This is a genomic window from Nocardia aegles, from assembly GCF_052545135.1.
This window is the reverse complement of sequence record NZ_JBQWRI010000032.1, coordinates 1-1,858: the sequence shown is the minus strand read 5'-3', so window position 1 is coordinate 1,858 and position 1,858 is coordinate 1. Positions and strand designations below refer to the sequence as shown.

Below are 1,858 nucleotides of genomic sequence, written 5' to 3'. Positions count from 1 at the left end.
ACCCGTGTATCCGCGCCCAATGGCGAGCCGGTTTTGCTAACTGTCCAAAACCTGATTGATCTCCTTCGGGAGACAGGAGGGGGCTGCACAGGATCCAGACCGTAGTAGTCAAGCGATGGGGTGACGCAGGAAGGTAGCTGGGCCAGGTGGTGGATTACCTGGTGTAAGCCGGTAGGGCGTTGTGTAGGTAAATCCGCACAGCATAAGCCTGAGAGGTGATGCGTAGCCGAGTGAGGCGAATTCAGTGATCCTATGCTGCCGAGAAAAGCCTCTAGTGAGTTGGTACACGGCCCGTACCCCAAACCGACACAGGTGGTCAGGTAGAGAATACCGAGGCGATCGAGAGAACTGTGGTTAAGGAACTCGGCAAAATGCCCCCGTAACTTCGGGAGAAGGGGGACCACGTCTGGTGACGGAATTTTCTTCCTGAGCTGGGTGTGGTCGCAGAGACCAGAGAGAAGCGACTGTTTACTAAAAACACAGGTCCGTGCGAAGTCGTAAGACGATGTATACGGACTGACGCCTGCCCGGTGCCGGAAGGTTAAGAGGACCGGTTAGCGTTTTCGGACGCGAAGCTGAGAATTTAAGCCCCGGTAAACGGCGGTGGTAACTATAACCATCCTAAGGTAGCGAAATTCCTTGTCGGGTAAGTTCCGACCTGCACGAATGGCGTAACGACTTCTCTGCTGTCTCAACCACAGACTCGGCGAAATTGCATTACGAGTAAAGATGCTCGTTACGCGCGGCAGGACGAAAAGACCCCGGGACCTTCACTATAGCTTGGTATTGGTGTTCGGTACGGTTTGTGTAGGATAGGTGGGAGACTGTGAAGCGGGCACGCCAGTGTTCGTGGAGTCGTCGTTGAAATACCACTCTGGTCGTATTGGACTTCTAACCTCGGACCCTGATCGGGTTCAGGGACAGTGCCTGGTGGGTAGTTTAACTGGGGCGGTTGCCTCCTAAAGTGTAACGGAGGCGCCCAAAGGTTCCCTCAGCCTGGTTGGCAATCAGGTGTCGAGTGCAAGTGCACAAGGGAGCTTGACTGTGAGACTGACGGGTCGAGCAGGGACGAAAGTCGGGACTAGTGATCCGGCACCGGCATGTGGAAGCGGTGTCGCTCAACGGATAAAAGGTACCCCGGGGATAACAGGCTGATCTTCCCCAAGAGTCCATATCGACGGGATGGTTTGGCACCTCGATGTCGGCTCGTCGCATCCTGGGGCTGGAGTAGGTCCCAAGGGTTGGGCTGTTCGCCCATTAAAGCGGCACGCGAGCTGGGTTTAGAACGTCGTGAGACAGTTCGGTCTCTATCCGCCGCGCGCGTCAGAAACTTGAGGAAGGCTGTCCCTAGTACGAGAGGACCGGGACGGACGAACCTCTGGTGTGCCAGTTGTCCTGCCAAGGGCACTGCTGGTTGGCTACGTTCGGAAGGGATAACCGCTGAAAGCATCTAAGCGGGAAGCCTGTTCCAAGATGAGGTTTCTCACCACCTTCGAGTGGTTAAGGCCCCCTAGAGATGATGGGGTTGATAGGCCGGAACTGGAAGCACGGTAACGTGTGGAGGTGACCGGTACTAATCGGCCGAGGACTTACCAACAAAGGTTGCTACGCGTCCACTGTGCGGTATCTGAAACAACACACAGATACCCCGTGACACCGTGTTTGCTCTGTTCACCGCTGTGTGTGGTGGGCAGGGGCAGGTGTCGGGGTGTGGATAGTTTCATAGAGTTACGGCGGTTATAGCGGTGGGGAAACGCCCGGTCCCATTCCGAACCCGGAAGCTAAGCCTGCCAGCGCCGATGGTACTGCACTCGACAGGGTGTGGGAGAGTAGGACACCGCCGGAACATCCTTCACGA

Annotated in this window: 2 rRNA genes; both read left to right on the top strand. The window is 56.2% G+C overall.

Features of this window, described 5'->3' with window-relative positions:
• A 23S ribosomal RNA gene (locus tag ACT89H_RS29295) occupies window positions 1-1,597 on the top strand; the annotation flags it as partial.
• A gap of 132 nt (window positions 1,598-1,729) precedes the next feature.
• A 5S ribosomal RNA gene (gene rrf, locus ACT89H_RS29290) occupies window positions 1,730-1,846 on the top strand.
• Window positions 1,847-1,858: the final 12 nt, after the last annotated feature.